The 229-nt window shown below is 62.9% G+C and carries 1 protein-coding gene; it reads left to right on the top strand.

Annotated elements, in window-relative coordinates; translation table 11 throughout:
- The coding region (locus tag DBR44_RS19570) for a hypothetical protein (protein ID WP_158613684.1) at positions 1-229 on the top strand (229 nt) is incomplete at both ends.

Genomic DNA, 229 nt, shown 5'->3' on the forward strand with positions numbered 1-229 from the left:
CCAGCGACAGTGCGGTACGCGACACCACCGCGCCGTCGGCACCGACTGTGGTCATCGCCACCGACGCCAACAACGATGGCTTCATCAATAAGGCTGAGCAAGGTAGCGCCACCACCGATACCGTCAATATCGGCCTGCCGGCCGACGCCAAGGCTGGCGATACGCTGAACGTCACCATCAATGGTGTGGCCCAGGCTGGTCACGTGCTGACCGCAGCAGAAATCAGCGC

It is taken from the genome of Aquitalea sp. FJL05 (assembly GCF_003852595.1).
Classification (GTDB): Bacteria; Pseudomonadota; Gammaproteobacteria; order Burkholderiales; family Chromobacteriaceae; genus Aquitalea; species Aquitalea aquatilis.